Source organism: Cupriavidus sp. USMAA2-4 (genome assembly GCF_001854305.1).
In the GTDB taxonomy this organism is placed as follows: Bacteria; Pseudomonadota; Gammaproteobacteria; order Burkholderiales; family Burkholderiaceae; genus Cupriavidus; species Cupriavidus malaysiensis.
Genome location: NZ_CP017749.1, coordinates 3496639 through 3512616, shown reverse-complemented (window position 1 = coordinate 3512616; position 15978 = coordinate 3496639). Strand labels below are relative to the sequence as shown.

Sequence of the window (15978 nt, the reverse complement as noted above, 5' to 3'; positions counted from 1 at the left end):
GAGTACGCTGCATGACAAGCGAACAGGTAGAACAGGTCGATGTGCTGATCATCGGCGCGGGCCCGGCGGGCTCGGTCGCCGCGGGGCTGCTGCGCCAGCGCGGCATCCAGGTGCTGGTGCTGGAGAAGGAGACGTTCCCGCGTTTCTCGATCGGCGAGAGCCTGCTGCCGCAGAGCATGGCCTATATCGAGGCGGCAGGGATGCTGCAGGCCGTGGTGGAAGCGGGCTTCCAGTACAAGAACGGCGCCGCCTTCTCGCGCGCCGGCCGCCATACGGCCTTCGATTTCCGCGACAAGTTCTCGCCGGGCTGGGGCACCACCTACCAGGTCCAGCGCGCGCACTTCGACGACGTGCTGATCCGGGAAGCCGCGCGCCAGGGCGCCGAGGTCCGCTTCCGGCACCAGGTGCTGGCCGTCGACGTGAGCGGTGCCCGCCCGCTGGTGACGGTGCAGGCGCCGGACGGCGCGCGCTACCAGGTGAGCGCCGGCTTCCTGCTCGATGCCTCCGGCTTCGGCCGCGTGCTGCCGCGCCTGCTGCAGCTCGAGTCGCCCTCCGGCTTCCCGGTGCGCAGCGCGCTGTTCACCCACGTCGAGGATCGCATCCCCAGCGGCGAGTTCGACCGCAACAAGATCCTGATCAGCGTGCACCCCGAGCACGTCGACGTCTGGTACTGGACCATTCCCTTCTCCAACGGCCGCTGCTCGCAAGGGGTGGTCGCGCGCAAGGAATTCCTCGACGGCTACGCCGGCGACGAAATGGCGCGCCTGCGCACCCTGGTCGGCGAAGAGCCGGGCCTGGCGCGCTTGCTGGCCGATGCGCGCTGGGATACGCCGGCACGGCAGATCGCCGGCTACTCGGCCAACGTCAGCTCGCTGTGGGGCAACGGCTATGCGCTGCTGGGCAACGCGGGCGAGTTTCTCGACCCGGTGTTCTCCTCCGGCGTCACCATCGCCTTCAAGTCGGCCAGCCTGGCGGCGGACTGCCTGGCACGCCGTTTCGCCGGCGAGGCGGTCGACTGGGAGGCCGAGTTCGCCCGGCCGCTGAAGGCCGGCGTGGATTGCTTCCGCACCTTCGTCGAAGCCTGGTACGAAGGGCGCTTCCAGAAGCTGATCTTCCATCCCGACGCCACCGACGAGATCCGCCGCATGATCAGCGCCATCCTGGCCGGCTACGCCTGGGACCGCGACAACCCCTTCGTCACCGAGTCGCGCCGCCGCCTCAACGTGCTGGAGCAGTTTTGCGCCGACTGAGCCCCGACCGCCTGGCGTGGCGTGATGCCATGCCGGCGCTGGTGTCCGCCCTGGTGACGGCATGGGTCTCTGCCGGCTGCGGCACGTCCGCGCCGCCCGCCGCCAGCCCGGCCGTGGCGGCTGCGTCGCCCGCTCCGGCCGCTGCGGCCGCCGCCACGCCGCTGCTGCGGCTTGCGCCGGCCGCGCTGGGGCGCACCCTGGCCTGGCAGCAGCAGATCCGCGTGCGCTTCCGCGATGGCGCCGGCGCCGACCACGTGCGCGAACTGCAGGCCCTGCTCGAGGCCGATGCCGGCACGACCCGGCTCGCCGCGCTGGCGGGCGGGCAGGTGCTGGCGCGCCTGGCCTGGGACGGCACCCGCCTGCAGGTGTCGCGTTCGCCGTGGGCTCCGGCCGAGCTGGTGCCGGAGCGCATCCTGAGCGACCTGCAGCTGGCGCTGTGGCCGTCGGCCGCGGTGGCGGCGGCGCTGCCGCCGGGCTGGACCCTGGCCGAGGGGCCGGGCTGGCGCGAGCTGCGCCAGGGCGCCGAAGCCGTGGTCGCGATCGGTTATCCGGGCGACCCGGACAATCGCGGCGACCGGCTCATTGCGCTGGCCCACCGGCGCGATGGCTACACGCTGGAGATCCGCAACCTGGCTGCGGCGCCGGCCGGCGATGGAGTCCGCCCATGACCGTATTCCTCAACCAGATGGGCGTGGCGTGCGCGCTCGGCATCGGCGCCGAGGCCGTGCGCGCGGCGCTGTGGCGCAGCGATGGTCCCGCCGGCGGCGAGCTGACCGAGCGCTACACCCCGGGCGAGTGCCTGCACCTGGGCACGGCGCCCTTGGCCGCCGATGCCGCCGCCGCGTTGCCGGCGGACACGCCGGTGGCGCAGCGCACGCGCAACAACGCCATGCTGCTGGCCGCGCTGGAACCGCTCCGCGCCGCTGTCGACGCGGCGGTGGCGCGGCACGGTCCGGCACGCGTGGCGGTGGTGCTGGGCACCAGTACCTCCGGCATCGCCGAAGGCGAGCGCGCGGTGGCGGCGCGCGCGGCGTCCGGCACGTGGCCGGCAGGCTATGTGTACGGGCAGCAGGAACTGGGCTCGCCCGCGCACTTTCTCGCCCGCCTCACCGGCGCGCGCGGGCCGGCCTATGTGCTGTCGACCGCCTGCTCCTCCAGCGCCAAGGCGATGGCCGCCGCCGCGCGCCTGCTCGCCTGCGGCGCCGCCGATGCGGTGCTGTGCGGCGGCGTGGATACCTTGTGCGGCTTCACCATCGCCGGCTTCCGCGCGCTGGAGTCGGTCAGCCCGCAGCGCTGCCTGCCGCTGTCGGCCAACCGCGCCGGCATCCACCTCGGGGAAGGCGCGGCGCTGTTCCTGATGACGCGCGAAGCGGGCCCGGTGCGGCTCGCGGGCTGGGGCGAAAGCGCCGATGCCTACCATATCTCGGCACCCGAGCCGGGCGGGCAGGGCGCGCGCACGGCGATGGCGCAGGCGCTGGCCCGCGCCGGCATCGACGCGCGCGCGGTCGACTACGTCAACCTGCACGGCACCGCCACGCCACAGAACGATGCCATGGAACTGCCTGCGGTGGCAGCGCTGCTGGGCAGCGACGTCCCGGTCAGCTCGACCAAGCCGCTGACCGGCCATGCGCTCGGTGCCGCCGGGGCGATCGAAGCCGCACTGCTGTGGCTGACGCTGGTGGACAATCCTCAGGGCAGGCTGCCGCCGCACTGGTGGGACGGCGTGGCCGATCCGGCCTTGCCGCCGCAGCCGCTGGTGGCGCCCGGCGACGCGCTGGGGCGGGCGCCGCGCTACCTGATGAGCAATTCCTTCGCCTTCGGCGGCAGCAACGGCGTGCTGCTGCTGGACCAGGGCTGAACATGATGGAGACAGCGCAGATGACTGACAGCCAGGATGCCGGCATCGCCGGGGTGGCGGCGAGCCCTCTCGCGGCGGCGCCCGAGGTGCTGCCGCCGGTGGCCGAGGTGGTGCCGCACGCCGGTGCCATGCTGCTGATCGACGCCTTGCTGCATGCCGGCGAGGACGACGCGGTGGCGCGCGCCACGGTGCGCGCCACCCAGCTCTTCGTCGACGAGGCCGGCATGCCGGCCTGGGTCGGCGTGGAGTACATGGCGCAGACCATCGCGGCCTGGGCCGGCATGCGCGACCGCCGCGCCGGGCGGGCGCCGGGCATCGGCTTCCTGCTCGGCACGCGCCGCTACGAATGCGCGCAGCCTTCCTTCGCGGTCGGCAGCGAACTGACCATCCGCGTGCGCTCGGAGCTGGCGGGCGACAACGGACTGGGCATGTTCGCCTGCACCATCGAGCAGGACGGCCGCATGCTGGCGCAGGCCAACCTCTCCGTCTACCAGCCCGACGACGCGCAGGCTTTCCTGCAGGCGCAGGCGGGCACGCGGCCAACGACACAACCTGAAGCGACACAAGCAGGGAAATTCCAAGGGTAACAAGCATGAGCAACCTCAACGTACTCGTCACCGGATCCTCGCGCGGCATCGGCCGCGCGGTGGCGCTGCGCCTGGCGCGCGACGGCTACGACATCGTCGTGCACTGCCGCGCGCGGCGCGATGAAGCGGAGTCGGTCGCCGACGCCGTGCGCGCGCTCGGCCGCAGCGCGCGCGTGCTGAGCTTCGACGTGGCCGACCGTGCCGCCAGCAGCGCCGCCCTGCTGGCCGACATCGAGGCGCACGGCTGCTACTACGGCGTGGTCTGCAACGCCGGGCTGGCGCGCGATGCCGCGTTCCCGGCCATGAGCGGCGAGGAATGGGACGAGGTGGTGCACACCAACCTGGACGCCTTCTACAACGTGCTGAACCCGGTCGTGATGCCGATGGTGCAGCGCCGCGCGCCGGGCCGCATCGTCACGCTGTCCTCGGTCTCGGGGCTGGTGGGTAATCGCGGCCAGGCCAACTACAGCGCGGCCAAGGCAGGCATCATCGGCGCCACCAAGGCGCTCGCGATCGAACTGGCCAAGCGCGCCATCACCGTCAACTGCGTGGCGCCGGGGCTGATCGATACCGACATGGTCGAAGCGCACGTACGCGAGGAGGCGCTGAAGATGATCCCGGCGCGCCGCCTCGGCACGCCCGACGAAGTCGCGGCGGCGGTGGCCTTCCTGATGTCGCCGGACGCGGCCTACATCACCCGCCAGGTGATCTCGGTCAACGGAGGGATGATCGGATGAAGCGTGTCGTGGTCACCGGCGCCGGCGCGGTCTGCGCGCTGGGCAACGATTGGGCGGCGGTGCGCGCGCGCCTGCAGGAAGGGCGCAGCGCCGTGGTGCGCATGCCGGACTGGGCCAGTTTCCGCGGCCTGAACACCCAGCTCGCGGCACCGGTGCCGGACTTCGAGCTGCCGGAGCACTACACGCGCAAGCGCACGCGCGCGATGGGGCGGGTGGCGCTGATGTCGGTACTGGCGGCGGAGGCCGCCCTGCGCCAGGCCGGGCTCGAAGGCGACCCGCTGCTCGGCAGCGGCCGGCTGGGTATCGCCTATGGTTCCTCGACCGGCACGCCGGCGGCCGTGGCGGACTTCGGCCGCATGCTTACCGAGCGCTCGACCGAGGACATCACGGCCACCACCTATATCCGCATGATGCCGCACACCACGGCGGTCAACATGGGGGTGTTCTTCGGCATCACCGGCCGCATCATCACCACCTCGAGCGCCTGCACCTCGGGCAGCCAGGGCATCGGCTATGCCTACGAGGCGATCCGCGCCGGGCGCCAGGTGGCCATGCTGGCCGGCGGGGCGGAAGAACTCGACCCGACCGAGGCCGCGGTGTTCGACACCCTGTTCGCCACCAGCACGCGCAACGATGCGCCGCACACCACGCCGCGCCCCTTCGACGGCGCGCGCGACGGGCTGGTGCTTGGCGAGGGCGCCGGCACGCTGCTGCTGGAAGAGCTCGAACACGCGCAGGCGCGCGGCGCGCGCATCCTGGCCGAGATCGTCGGCTTCGGCACCAACAGCGACGGCGCCCACGTGACCCAGCCCAAGGCCGACACCATGGCCCAGGCCATGCGGCTGGCGCTGGAGGACGCCGGGCTGGAGCCCGCGCGCATCGGCTACGTGAATGCGCACGGCACCGCGACCGAGCACGGCGACATCGCCGAGGCGCAGGCCACCCACGCGGTGCTCGGCGACGCGGTGCCGGTCAGCTCGCTGAAGAGCTACATCGGGCATACGCTGGGCGCCTGCGGCGCGCTCGAGGCATGGATGACCATCGAGATGCAGCGCGACGGCTGGTTCGCGCCGACGCTGAACCTGGCCACGCCCGATGCGCGCTGCGCGCCGCTCGACCACATCATCGGCGCGCCGCGCCGCCTCGACGCGGAATTCGTCATGAGCAACAACTTCGCCTTCGGCGGCATCAACACTTCGCTGGTGTTCCGCCGCTGGCCGGCCTGATTCCACCGGCGGCCGCGCTGGCGGCCGCCTTTTTCCACCATCCTTACCGAGCAGGAGGAATTCCCATGAAGTTCACGCTGTCCATCGCCGCCGCCGCCCTGTGCGCCACCGCGCTGCATGCGACCCCGGCGCTCGCGCGCGACACCAGGTATCTGCTGCCGCTGCAGGAGGTGCTGGACATGCCGGAAGCCAAGGAAAAGCTGGATGGCTCCGTGCGCTTCTTCCTGAGCGGGCAGAAGACCCCCAAGGTGCTCGAGACCAAGGACAGCGACGTCTCCAACCGCAAGACCAACGGCGTGGGCAAGAGCGACGAGGACGCCTGCCGCTGGGCCGCGCTGTCGGCCCTGCTGGCGTTCCAGGACAAGGCCAGGGAAAACGGCTCCAATGCCGTGGTCAATATCGTCAGCTACTACAAGAAGAACGAGATGGCGAGCGCGACCGACTATGAGTGCCACGCCGGCGCGGTGGTGGTGGGCGTTGCCCTGAAGGGCACCTACGCCAAGGTCGCCAACTGAACGGCACCGGGCGGCCAGGGCGCGGGCGCGTGCGCGGGCAGGTGAGCGGGCAGGTGAGCGGGCAGGCGCCGGCCTCCACACCCGCAGCCCTGCGCGTGACCGTGCTGACGGACACCGTGGACGGGCTCATGCGCGCGCTGCCGCCGCCGGCCGGCTGGCTGTCGCCCGCCGAGCTGGTCCGCTTTGCCGCCCTGTCGGCCGGCCGGCGCCGCGCGCAGTTCGTCGCCGGCCGCTGGCTGGCGCGCCAGGCGCTGGCCCGGGCCATGGGCGGCGGCTGGGGCGACTGGACCCTGTCGGCGGGAGGCGAGGGCCCGCCGCTGGCGAGCGGGCCGTATCCGGCCTGGATTTCGCTCTCGCATTCGGCCGACCGCGTGGCCTGTGCGGTGGCCGCCGCGCCGGTCGGCCTGGACCTGGAAGCGATCCGGCCGCGCCGCGGCCTGGCCGCGCTGGCCGAGGCCACCAGCAGCGCCGCCGAACGCGCTGCGCTGCCCGACCTGGTGCGCGCGGAGGCGGACGAGCCGGCACGGCTGCTGGCCTTCCTGCACGCCTGGACCCTCAAGGAAGCCTGGCTCAAGCGCAACGGTGGCAACCTGTTCGCCGCCATGCTCGGCCGCGAGGCCACGCTGCGCGCCGTGTCCGCCGCGCAGGCCGATGCCTGCACCTGGGTCGCCCATGGCGCGGTGTTCGCCCTGAGCAGCGGCGGGCCGGCACAGGTGGATGGCGCCGCCGCGCGGACGCTGCGCCACTGGTGCCAGCAGCCGCCGGCCGGCGCGCAGGATGGCGGCGGCAACTGACATCCGCGATGCGGACGGAGCTCGAGCCTAGCCTAGCCTAGCTTGGCCCTCGGGCCCGTACGCCCGCCTCAGGCGAACATCGCCGCGATCACGCCGCCCATCTCATGGCGCCGGCTCGCCGGCATGCGCGTGGTGGCGGAGACGATGCTGATGGCCGCATCCGGCCCCATCGGCGGTGGCAGCACGTAGCCGATGCCCGCCACGCCTTCGGCACCGGCCAGCGCGTAGCCCAGCCGGCGGCAGCGCTCGACGCCGCGCTGCAGCTTGAGCAGGCTCAGTCCGCCGGCCTCGTACTCGCCGCGGTGGCGGGCGAAGTGCGCGGCGATCTCGCTGTTGTCCAGCCCGGCCAGCAAGGCCATGCTGCCGGTGCCCTGGCCCAGCAGGCGCGAACTGCCGGTCAGCATGTGGAAGGACTTGATGCGGTGGCTGCCTTCCTCGGTGTGCAGGCAGTGGCCGTGGTCGCCCAGGCGGGCGATCAGGAATACGGTGTCGCCGGTCAGGCGGGCCAGAGCCTTCATCTTCACCACCAGGGCGCTGTCGGCTGCGGTGCGGTTCAGTGCGCGCAGGCCCAGTGCCATCGCCGCCGGGCCGAGGTGGTAGCGCTTGCCGGCGGCTTCGCGCTCCACCTGGCCGGCGCTTTCGAGGAAACGCACCATGCGGTGCGCCGTGGTGCGGTCGATGCCGGCCAGTGCCGCCAGGTCGGGGAGCGCCAGGCCCGTGCCGTTGTGCGCGGCAAGCAACTCCAGCAAGGTGAAGACGCGCGCCAGGCTTTGCACGCCCGGGCGGGCAGGGAGGGCGGGGAGGGGGCTGGCGCTCATCGGGGTGCGTAATGGTGACGTAATGGTGACGCAATGGCGACGCAATGGCGACGCAATGGCGACGTGATGGTGACGTGATGCCGTGGCGAGGCGGGCGGCCGGAGCATCCGGTGCTCCGGCGGATCCGGCACGTTCGTGCGTTTGTGCACATTATGCACAAAGACCGGTTTTCCAGTTGTGAGCGGGACGGCCATGGTTTGCAATCGCTCCATCACGGAACCACCCCCTGTGCCATGACTCCCATCGAATCCCGCCTCGACCCGGCATCCGCCGCCTTCGCCACGCAGCGCAGCGGCATGGCCGCGCTGATCGAGCAGATGCAGGTGCTCGAGCGCCGCGCCAGCGATGCCTCGGAGCGCGCCCGCCCGGCCTTCGCCAAGCGCGGGGCGCTGCTGCCGCGCGAACGCCTGGCGCGCCTGCTCGATCCCGGCTCGCCTTACCTCGCGCTGGCCAAGCTGGCCGGCTACGGCATGGATGATCCCGACCACGCGACCTCCATCCCCGGCGGCTCGCTGCTGGCCGGCATCGGCTTTGTCAGCGGCGTGCGCTGCATGGTGGTGGTGACCGACTCCGGTATCGACGCGGGCGCCATGACCGAGGGCGGCAACCTGAAGATGATGCGCTGCCAGGAGATCGCGCTGGAAAACCGGCTGCCCTTCGTCCACCTGGTGGAGTCGGCCGGCGCCAACCTGCGCAAGTACCGTGTCGACAAGTTCATCCGCGGCGGCGCCATCTTCTACAACCTGGCGCGGCTGTCGGCCGCCGGCCTGCCGGTGATCACCGTGGTGCACGGCTCGTCCACCGCGGGCGGGGCGTACATGCCGGGCCTGTCCGACTACGTGGTGATGGTGCGCCAGCGCGCGCGCGCCTTCCTGGCCGGGCCGCCGCTGCTGAAGGCCGCCACCGGCGAGATCGCCACCGACGAGGAGCTGGGCGGGGCCGACATGCATGGCGGCATCAGCGGCCTCGCCGAGTACCTGGCCGAGGACGACGAACATGCGATCGCCATGGCGCGCGACGTGATGGCCAGCCTGGACTGGGCCGATGCGGGCGTGCCGGCCGCGCAGCCGGCACGGCCGCCGCGCCTCGATGCCGACGAACTGCTCGGCGTGATGACGCTGGACATCAAGCGGCCGGTCGACATGGTGGAAGTGATCGGGCGCCTGGTCGACGATTCCGCCTGGCTGCCCTTCAAGCCGGACTACGGTCCGGCCACTGTATGCGGCCATGCGCGTATCGAGGGCCATGCGGTGGGCTTCATCACCAACAACGGGCCGATCGACCCGGCCGGCGCCACCAAGGCCGCCCAGTTCATCCAGGCCTGCAACCAGTCCGGCACCCCCATCGTCTTCCTGCAGAACACCACCGGCTTCATCGTCGGCCGGGCCTCGGAGGAGGCCGGCATGATCAAGCACGGCTCGAAGATGATCCAGGCCCTGTCCAACTCCAAGGTGCCGCAGATCACGCTGTACTGCGGCGCGTCCTATGGCGCCGGCAATTTCGGCATGTGCGGACGCGGCTTCCGCCCGCGCTTCTGCTTCTCGTGGCCGAATGCACGCACCGCGGTGATGGGCGGGGAACAGGCGGCGATGACGCTGGAGATCGTCGCGCGCCAGCAGGCCGAGCGCAAGGGCGCGGCGGTCGACGAAGCGCGCCTGGCGCAGCAGACCGCGGAGATCGTCGCCAACTTCGAGCGCCAGGCCAGTGCCTTCGTCACCAGCGGGCTGCTGCTGGACGACGGCGTGATCGATCCGCGCGACACGCGTGCCGTGCTGGCCTTCGTGCTGGCCACGGCGCGCGAGGCGCAGGCGCGCGCGCTGCGGCCGGTGCAGTTCGGCGTGGCGCGCTTCTGAGGCGAGTTTCCGGGGCGCGTGATCGAAGCGAGCGCGGCGCGGGTTCGCTCCCCTCTCCCGCATGCGGGAGAGGGGCCGGGGGAGAGGGCAGGCGCCTGCATGGAGCGAGCGGGGTCATTCCAGCGCATGCCAGCCCTCTCCCCCGGCCTTGCCGCCACGACGCCCGGGAGCCGCCCCGTACGACACAACCGATCCCACCAGATCCGACCAGACCACAGCAGTTCAGGAGACAAGTGATGCTCTACACCGAAGACCACCGCAACATCATGGACAGCATCCGCCGCTTCGTCTCGGCGGAGATCGATCCGCACGTCGACGAATGGGAGGCCGCCGAGATCTTCCCCGCCCACGCCCTGTTCAAGCAGATGGGCGAGCTCGGCTTCCTCGGCATCACCAAGCCGGTCGAGTACGGCGGCCTGGGACTGGACTTCTCCTACGCGGTCGCCGCCGCCGAGGCGCTCGGCCATATCCGCGCGCAGGGCATCGGCATGGGCATCGGCGTGCAGACCGACATGGCCACGCCGGCGCTGGCAGCCTTCGGCTCGGACGCGCTCAAGCGCGAGTTCCTGGCGCCGGCCATCGCCGGCGAAATGGTGGTGTCGATCGGGGTGTCGGAGGCGGGCGCCGGCTCCGACGTGGCCTCGCTGAAGACGCGCGCGCGCCGCGATGGCGACGACTACGTGATCAGCGGCTCCAAGATGTGGATCACCAACGGCACCCAGGCCGACTGGATCTGCCTGCTGTGCAACACCTCCGACGGTCCGGTGCACAAGAACAAGTCGCTGATCATCGTGCCGCTGCGGGAGGGCGGCAAGCGCGCGCGCGGCGTCGAGGTGCAGAAGATCAAGAAGTTCGGCATGTGGAGCTCGGACACCGCGCAGATCTTCTTCGACGAGGTGCGGGTGCCTGCGCGCAACCGCATCGGCGAGGAGGGCATGGGTTTCATCTACCAGATGAAGCAGTTCCAGGAGGAGCGCCTGAACGGCGCCGCGCGGCGGCTCGCCGCCGGCTGGCTGATCGAGGAGACCGCCGCCTACCTGCGCCAGCGCAACGCCTTCGGCAAGCCGCTGCTGGACAACCAGTTCATCCAGTTCAAGCTGGCCGAGCTGAAGACCGAGCTGGAGGCCCTGCGCGCGCTGGTCTACATGGCCACGCAGACCTATATCGACGGCGGCGACGTGGTCGAGCTGGCCTCGATGGCCAAGCTCAAGGCCGGCCGCGTATCGCGCGAGATCGCCGACTGGTGCATGCAGTTCCAGGGCGGCATGGGCTACACCTGGGACAACCCGGTCTCGCGCGCCTACCGCGACTTCCGCCTGGGCTCGATCGGCGGCGGCGCCGACGAGGTCATGCTGACCGTGATCGCCAAGCAGATGGGGTTGATGGCGCGCGGCTGAGCGTGCCGCACGGCCGCCAGGGCCGGGCCATCGCCTTACCTTGGCAAGGCAGCACCCGCTGCCGATCGCCAATCACCAAACGCCAATCACCTTTCGTCAATCGCCATGCCCTACGACGCCGCACAAGCACCGGTCATCGTCCGCCGCTACCAGGACGTGCTCTTCGTCACGCTGAACCGCCCCGCCACGCGCAACGCGCTGGCGCCGGAGGTGGTGGACGAGCTGGCCGCGGCGGTCGACGCGGCGCGCCGCGATACCTCGCTGCGGGCGCTGGTGCTGCGCGGCGCCCAGGGCTTCTTCTGCGCCGGCGGCAACGTGGGCAACTTCCAGGCGCGCCTGGCGGCCGCGCCGGGGCTCGATGACCCCGTGGCCGCGCGCAACCGCCTGTTCGGCCATTTCATGCAGGCCTTGGCCGAACTGCCGCTGCCGGTGATCGCGGTGGTGGAGGGCGCGGCCATGGGCGGTGGCATGGGCCTGGCCTGCGCCGCCGACGTGGTACTGGCCACGCAGGACGCGCGCTTCGCGCTGAGCGAGACCTCGCTCGGCACCATCGCCGCCCAGATCGCCCCCTTCGTGGTGGCGCGGCTGGGTGCGCGCGTCACGCGCCGCCTGGGCCTGACGGGCGAGCGCGTCAGCGGCGAGGCGGCGCGCGCGCTCGGCGTGGTCGACGAACTGGCCGTGGACAGCGCCGCGCTCGACGCGCTGCTGGCACGCTGGCTGACGCAGCTGTGCCGCTGCGCGCCCCATGCCAACCGCGCCTTCAAGCAACTGGTGCCGCGCTGCGGCGCGGAGCCGCTGCCCGGCCTGCTGGACGACGCGGCGCGCGTGTTTGCCGAGTGCATGCGCGACGAGGGCGCCGAAGGCGTGCAGGCCTTCCGCGACAAGCGCGATGCCGCCTGGGTCGCGCACTTCGATGCCGATGCCGTGCGCGCCGCGCAAGCGCCGGCCGTGCTGCCGCACTGATGCACCGATGCACTGATGCACCGATGTACTGACGTTCTGATGCGAGAACGGGCCCCGGCCGGCCCGACCGCTTTCTTACCGGATCCAAGCCATGCCTGCTAGCACCCGTCCTTTCCATACCTTGCTGGTCGCCAACCGCGGCGAGATCGCGCTGCGCATCATGCGCACGGCACGCCGTCTCGGCCTGGGGGTGGTGGCCGTCTATTCCGAGGCCGACCGCCACGGCGCGCACGTGGCCTGCGCCGACCGCGCGGTGCGCATCGGCGGCGCCGCGCCGCGCGATTCCTACCTGAACATCGACGCCATCATCGCCGCGGCGCGCACCAGCGGTGCCGACGCCATCCACCCCGGCTACGGCTTCCTGGCCGAGAACGCCGACTTTGCCGAGGCGGTCGCCGCCGCCGGCCTGGTCTTCGTCGGTCCCCCGGCGGCGGCGATCCGCGCCATGGGCAACAAGGCCCAGGCCAAGCGCCTGATGCAGGCCGCCGACATGCCCTGCGTGCCCGGCTACCAGGGCGAAGCGCAGGACGACGCCACCCTGCTGGCGGAGGGCGCCCGCATCGGTTTCCCGCTGATGGTCAAGGCGGCCGCCGGCGGTGGCGGCCGCGGCATGCGGCTGGTGCAGGAGCGCGCCGGCCTGGCCGCCGCGCTGGCCAGCGCGCGCTCGGAGGCGGGCGCCGCCTTCGGCTCGGAGGAACTGATCCTGGAGCGCGCGGTGATCGCGCCGCGCCACGTGGAGATCCAGGTCTTCGCCGACAGCCAGGGCCACGTCATCCACCTGGGCGAGCGCGACTGCTCGGTGCAGCGCCGCCACCAGAAGGTGGTGGAAGAAGCGCCGTCGCCCGCGGTCGGGCCGGCCCTGCGCGCGCGCATGGGCGAAGCGGCGGTGCGCGCGGCGCACGCAATCGGTTACGTCGGCGCCGGCACCATGGAGTTCCTGCTCGATGCGCAGGGCGAGTTCTACTTCATGGAGATGAACACGCGCCTGCAGGTCGAGCACGCGGTGACCGAAGCCATCACCGGCTTCGACCTGGTCGAGTGGCAGTTGCGCGTGGCGGCCGGCGAGCCGCTGCCGGTGTCGCAGGACGAGGTGGCGCTGCGCGGCCATGCCATCGAGGTCCGCCTGACCGCCGAGGACGTGCCGGCCGGCTTCCTGCCGCAGGGCGGGCCGGTGCTGCGCTGGCGCCCGCCTGCCGAGGGGCGCGAGGTGCGTGTCGACCACGCGCTCGAGGAGGGCGGCACCATCCCGACCCACTATGACTCGATGGTTGCCAAGCTGGTGGCCCATGGCAGCACGCGCGAGGAGGCGCGGCGCAAGCTGCTGCGCGCGGTCGAGGACTGCGTGCTGCTCGGCGTGCCCACCAACCAGGGCTTCCTGGCTGACTGCCTGGCGCATCCGGCCTTCGCCGCGAACGATGTCCATACCGGCTTCGTCGCCACGCACCTGCAGGCCGCGCTGCAGCCCGCCGAGCCGGCACCGGCGGTGGTGGCCTGCGCCGCGCTGGCCAGCGCCGGCCTGCTCGACGGGCGGGCCACGGCAGTGCTGGCGGCGGCGCCGGTGGCCATGACGCTGCGCCTGGGCGAGCGCGCCTGGCGCGTGACGCTGTATCCGGAGGGCGCGGGCTGGCAGGCGCAGGTGCAGCCTGCCGGCGACCACGAGACACGCGATGGTGCCGCCGCGCAGCGGCTGCCGCTGCGCGTGCTGCGTGCCGACCCGGCGCGCGGCGATGCGCTGGTCGAATGCGCCGGCGCGGCCTGGCCGCTGGTGAGCGCGCGCGACGGCCAGGTGCTGCACCTGGGCGCGGGCGGGCGCGCCTGGCGCTTCGAGCGCGAGGATGCGCGGCGCCGGCGCGGCGCCGGCGCGGCCGCGGGGGACGGGGCGCTGCTGGCGCCGTTGACGGCGCGCATCGTCGCCGTCCATGTGGAAGAGGGCGCCAGCGTGGCCGCGGGGCAGGCGCTGGTGGTGCTGGAGGCGATGAAGATGGAACATACCCTGGTGGCGCCGTTCGCCGGCGTGGTGGCGGAACTGCCGGCGCGGGCCGGCGGGCAGGCGCGCGCCGGGGCGCTGCTGGCGCGCGTGCAGGCAGCGCCGGCAGCGTCGGCCGGGCAGCCGGGCAGCGCAACGGTGGAGGGCCAGGCATGAGCACCGGTGTGAATCGCAGCGGCGCGGTCCGCATCGGCGGCGCCTCCGGCTTCTGGGGCGATTCCGCCACGGCGACGCCGCAGTTGCTGGCCGTGCCCGGCCTCGACTACCTCGTCTACGACTACCTGGCCGAGACCACCATGTCGATCCTGGCGCGCGCGCGCGCCAGGAACCCGGCGCTCGGCTATGCCACCGACTTCGTGCAGGCGGCGATGGCGCCGCACCTGCGCGAGATCCTGGCACGCGGCGTGCGCGTGGTGGCCAACGCCGGCGGTCTCAATCCGCACGCCTGCCGCGATGCGCTGATGGCGGTGGCGCGCGAACAGGGGCTGTCGCCGCGCATCGCGGTGGTGAGCGGCGACGATGTGCTGCCGCACTACGCGCCTTGGCGCGCGCAGGGCCTGCATTCCTTCGACGGCGGCACCCTGCCCGAGGCGCCCTGGTCGGCTAATGTCTACACCGGCGCGCAGGGCATCGCGCGTGCGCTCGAGATGGGCGCGCAGATCGTCATCGCCGGCCGCTGCGTCGACAGCGCCGTGGTGGTGGGTGCGCTGGTGCACGAATTCGGCTGGCGCTGGGACGACTGGGACCGCCTGGCCGCCGGCACGCTGGCCGGCCACCTGATCGAGTGCGGCGCGCAGGCTACCGGCGGCCTCTTCACCGACTGGGAGCGCGTGGCGGACTGGGACCGCATCGGCTACCCGGTGATCGACTGCGCGGCCGATGGCAGCGTGCTGCTGAGCAAGCCGGAGGGCACCGGCGGGCTGGTCGAGGCGGCCGCGGCGGCCGAGCAGGTGCTGTACGAAGTGGGCGATCCGGCGGACTACCGCATGCCGGACGTGACCTGCGATTTCCGCCTGGTCAAGGCCGAGCAGGACGGCCCCGGCCGGGTCCGCCTGAGCGGCGCGCGCGGCCGTGCGCCCGGCAGTGACTACAAGGGCAACGCGACCTGGCAGGATGGCTTCCAGCTCAACCTGATGATGGCCATCCGCGGCATCGACGCCCCGGCCAAGGCGCGCCGCACCGCCGACGCGCTGCTGGCGCGCACGCGGCGCCTGCTGGCCGAGCAGGGCCTGCCCGACTACTCGGAGACGGTGGTGGAACTGCTGGGTTGCGAGTCGCAGTACGGCCCGCATGCGCGCGTGCTGCCGACACGCGAGGTGGTGCTGCGCATCGCCGCGCGCCACCCGCTGGCACGCGGCCTGGCCTTCCTGCAACGCGAGGCGGCTTCCGCCGGCACCTCGATGGCGGCGGGGACACGCTCGTCGTTCTCGGGGCGCAGCGAGATCCAGCCGGTGGTCAAGGTGTCGTCCTTCCTGGTACCCAAGGCCACGGTGCCGATGGCGGTGGAGATGGAAGGCGCGCGCGTGGTGCTGGCCTGCGCGGCCCACTGCGGCGAAGCCGTCGCGGCGGTGCCGCTCGCGCCGGCGGAGGCACCGCCGCTGCCGCAGGAGCCGCGTGTGGCGCGCCCGCTGGTGGCGCTGGCCTATGCCCGCAGCGGCGACAAGGGCGACGACGAGAACATCGGCGTGATCGCGCGCGAGCCGCGTTACCTGCCGCTGTTGCGCGAGCAGCTGACGGCGGCGGCGGTGCAGGCCTATTTCGCCCACCTGCTCAGGGACGCGGGGGAGGGCGCGGTGCAACGCTTCGAGGTGCCCGGCCTGCATGCGCTCAACTTCCTGCTGCACGGCGCGCTCGGCGGCGGCGGCGTGGCCAGCCTGCGCTCCGACCCGCTCGGCAAGAGCTTCGCCCAGATGCTGCTCGATTTTCCCTTGTCCGTCCCGCAGAGCTGGGCATAGACCCGGCTGCGGACGGCAGGCCACCGCGCGCCGGTCGA

At 72.5% G+C, this 15978-nt stretch carries 14 protein-coding genes; 13 read left to right on the top strand and 1 reads right to left on the bottom strand.

Going from position 1 to position 15978, the window contains the following annotated elements:
• The first annotated feature begins 11 nt into the window (after window positions 1-11).
• The 8 genes from BKK79_RS35315 to BKK79_RS35280 all read left to right on the top strand — a co-directional run bounded on the left by BKK79_RS35315 (window position 12) and on the right by BKK79_RS35280 (window position 6967).
• A complete protein-coding gene (locus BKK79_RS35315) occupies window positions 12-1250 on the top strand; it encodes an NAD(P)/FAD-dependent oxidoreductase (protein WP_071040165.1) in 1239 nt (412 codons plus the stop codon).
• The gene (locus tag BKK79_RS35310; RefSeq protein ID WP_071040164.1) at window positions 1238-1918 is read left to right on the top strand and encodes a DUF3261 domain-containing protein; all 681 of its coding nucleotides are present in this window, start codon (window positions 1238-1240) and stop codon (window positions 1916-1918) included. Before BKK79_RS35315 ends, BKK79_RS35310 begins: the two co-directional genes overlap by 13 nt.
• Window positions 1915-3108 (top strand): beta-ketoacyl-ACP synthase, encoded by a 1194-nt coding sequence (locus tag BKK79_RS35305; protein ID WP_071019205.1) that lies wholly within the window; start codon window positions 1915-1917, stop codon window positions 3106-3108. The genes BKK79_RS35310 and BKK79_RS35305 overlap by 4 nt, the downstream gene beginning before the upstream one ends.
• A 20-nt stretch (window positions 3109-3128) precedes the next feature.
• The gene (locus BKK79_RS35300; protein WP_232346400.1) at window positions 3129-3695 is read left to right on the top strand and encodes a hotdog family protein; all 567 of its coding nucleotides are present in this window, start codon (window positions 3129-3131) and stop codon (window positions 3693-3695) included.
• Between the two features lie 5 nt (window positions 3696-3700).
• Window positions 3701-4432 (top strand): 3-oxoacyl-ACP reductase FabG, encoded by a 732-nt coding sequence (fabG, locus tag BKK79_RS35295; protein ID WP_071019208.1) that lies wholly within the window; start codon window positions 3701-3703, stop codon window positions 4430-4432.
• Entirely contained in the window at window positions 4429-5658 is a 1230-nt protein-coding gene (locus BKK79_RS35290) for a beta-ketoacyl-ACP synthase (protein ID WP_071019209.1), read from the top strand. Before fabG ends, BKK79_RS35290 begins: the two co-directional genes overlap by 4 nt.
• A gap of 65 nt (window positions 5659-5723) precedes the next feature.
• Window positions 5724-6173 (top strand): excinuclease ATPase subunit, encoded by a 450-nt coding sequence (locus BKK79_RS35285; RefSeq protein ID WP_071040163.1) that lies wholly within the window; start codon window positions 5724-5726, stop codon window positions 6171-6173.
• A gap of 53 nt (window positions 6174-6226) precedes the next feature.
• Window positions 6227-6967 carry a 4'-phosphopantetheinyl transferase family protein gene (locus BKK79_RS35280; RefSeq protein WP_232346399.1) on the top strand — a complete coding sequence of 247 codons (741 nt, stop codon included), beginning with the start codon at window positions 6227-6229 and terminating at the stop codon, window positions 6965-6967.
• 68 nt (window positions 6968-7035) lie between these two features.
• Here the strand turns inward: BKK79_RS35280 and BKK79_RS35275 are convergent, their stop codons facing one another.
• Window positions 7036-7785, bottom strand: coding sequence for an IclR family transcriptional regulator (locus BKK79_RS35275; RefSeq protein WP_071019218.1), 750 nt, complete (start codon window positions 7783-7785; stop codon window positions 7036-7038).
• A gap of 233 nt (window positions 7786-8018) precedes the next feature.
• Between BKK79_RS35275 and BKK79_RS35270 the strand changes: the two genes are divergently transcribed.
• The 5 genes from BKK79_RS35270 (at window position 8019) to BKK79_RS35250 (ending at window position 15940) form a co-directional block, all read left to right on the top strand.
• On the top strand, window positions 8019-9638 hold the full coding sequence (locus BKK79_RS35270) for an acyl-CoA carboxylase subunit beta (protein ID WP_071019221.1): 1620 nt from the start codon (window positions 8019-8021) through the stop codon (window positions 9636-9638).
• A gap of 236 nt (window positions 9639-9874) precedes the next feature.
• Window positions 9875-11035: an acyl-CoA dehydrogenase family protein gene (locus BKK79_RS35265; RefSeq protein ID WP_071019223.1), complete on the top strand. Its 1161-nt coding sequence runs from the start codon at window positions 9875-9877 to the stop codon at window positions 11033-11035.
• Window positions 11036-11140: 105 nt separating this feature from the next.
• Window positions 11141-11998 carry an enoyl-CoA hydratase/isomerase family protein gene (locus BKK79_RS35260; RefSeq protein ID WP_071040161.1) on the top strand — a complete coding sequence of 286 codons (858 nt, stop codon included), beginning with the start codon at window positions 11141-11143 and terminating at the stop codon, window positions 11996-11998.
• A 91-nt stretch (window positions 11999-12089) separates the two neighbouring features.
• Window positions 12090-14141: an acetyl/propionyl/methylcrotonyl-CoA carboxylase subunit alpha gene (locus BKK79_RS35255; RefSeq protein WP_071040160.1), complete on the top strand. Its 2052-nt coding sequence runs from the start codon at window positions 12090-12092 to the stop codon at window positions 14139-14141.
• Window positions 14138-15940, top strand: coding sequence for an acyclic terpene utilization AtuA family protein (locus tag BKK79_RS35250; protein ID WP_071040159.1), 1803 nt, complete (start codon window positions 14138-14140; stop codon window positions 15938-15940). Before BKK79_RS35255 ends, BKK79_RS35250 begins: the two co-directional genes overlap by 4 nt.
• The last annotated feature ends 38 nt before the right edge of the window (window positions 15941-15978 follow it).

What these genes read in the sequence shown, in the direction of transcription:
- fabG (WP_071019208.1), top strand. Translation starts at nt 3,701, where the DNA reads ATGAGCAACCTCAACGTACTCGTCACCGGATCCTCGCGCGGCATCGGC.
- BKK79_RS35285 (WP_071040163.1), top strand. Translation starts at nt 5,724, where the DNA reads ATGAAGTTCACGCTGTCCATCGCCGCCGCCGCCCTGTGCGCCACCGCG.
- BKK79_RS35275 (WP_071019218.1), bottom strand. Translation starts at nt 7,785, where the DNA reads ATGAGCGCCAGCCCCCTCCCCGCCCTCCCTGCCCGCCCGGGCGTGCAA.
- BKK79_RS35265 (WP_071019223.1), top strand. Translation starts at nt 9,875, where the DNA reads ATGCTCTACACCGAAGACCACCGCAACATCATGGACAGCATCCGCCGC.
- BKK79_RS35260 (WP_071040161.1), top strand. Translation starts at nt 11,141, where the DNA reads ATGCCCTACGACGCCGCACAAGCACCGGTCATCGTCCGCCGCTACCAG.
- BKK79_RS35315 (WP_071040165.1), top strand. Translation starts at nt 12, where the DNA reads ATGACAAGCGAACAGGTAGAACAGGTCGATGTGCTGATCATCGGCGCG.
- BKK79_RS35290 (WP_071019209.1), top strand. Translation starts at nt 4,429, where the DNA reads ATGAAGCGTGTCGTGGTCACCGGCGCCGGCGCGGTCTGCGCGCTGGGC.
- BKK79_RS35250 (WP_071040159.1), top strand. Translation starts at nt 14,138, where the DNA reads ATGAGCACCGGTGTGAATCGCAGCGGCGCGGTCCGCATCGGCGGCGCC.
- BKK79_RS35305 (WP_071019205.1), top strand. Translation starts at nt 1,915, where the DNA reads ATGACCGTATTCCTCAACCAGATGGGCGTGGCGTGCGCGCTCGGCATC.
- BKK79_RS35300 (WP_232346400.1), top strand. Translation starts at nt 3,129, where the DNA reads ATGACTGACAGCCAGGATGCCGGCATCGCCGGGGTGGCGGCGAGCCCT.
- BKK79_RS35255 (WP_071040160.1), top strand. Translation starts at nt 12,090, where the DNA reads ATGCCTGCTAGCACCCGTCCTTTCCATACCTTGCTGGTCGCCAACCGC.
- BKK79_RS35270 (WP_071019221.1), top strand. Translation starts at nt 8,019, where the DNA reads ATGACTCCCATCGAATCCCGCCTCGACCCGGCATCCGCCGCCTTCGCC.